Genomic DNA, 365 nt, shown 5'->3' with positions numbered 1-365 from the left:
GGTCAGCCAAGGGTGGCGATGGCCTGATTGAACGTGGCGGACGGGCGCATGACCGCCTCGGCCTTGGCCGGGTCGGGCTGGAAGTAGCCGCCGATCTCGGCCGGGGAGCCCTGCACCGCGATCAGCTCGGCGACGATGGTCTCCTCCTGCTCGGCCAGGGTCTTGGCGAGCGGGGCGAACGCCTCGGCGAGCTTGGCGTCGTCGGTCTGCTGCGCCAGCTCCTGGGCCCAGTAGAGGGCCAGGTAGAAGTGGCTGCCGCGGTTGTCGATGCCGCCGAGGCGACGGCTCGGGGACTTGTCCTCGTTGAGGAAGGTGCCCGTCGCCCGGTCCAGGGTGTCGGCGAGGACCTGGGCCCGCGCGTTGTC

Annotated in this window: 1 protein-coding gene; it reads right to left on the bottom strand. The window is 71.2% G+C overall.

Annotation, left to right across the window (positions count from 1 at the left end):
• Positions 1-2: 2 nt before the first annotated feature.
• Positions 3-365 (bottom strand): NADP-dependent isocitrate dehydrogenase (locus tag AB0C16_RS40995; RefSeq protein ID WP_357691628.1); only part of this gene is annotated, 363 nt, incomplete at its 5' end.

This window comes from Nonomuraea sp. NPDC048916 (assembly GCF_040649575.1).
GTDB lineage: Bacteria > Actinomycetota > Actinomycetes > Streptosporangiales > Streptosporangiaceae > Nonomuraea.
The sequence above is the reverse complement of the archived record's forward strand: the minus strand, read 5'-3'. Positions and strand labels throughout refer to the sequence as shown.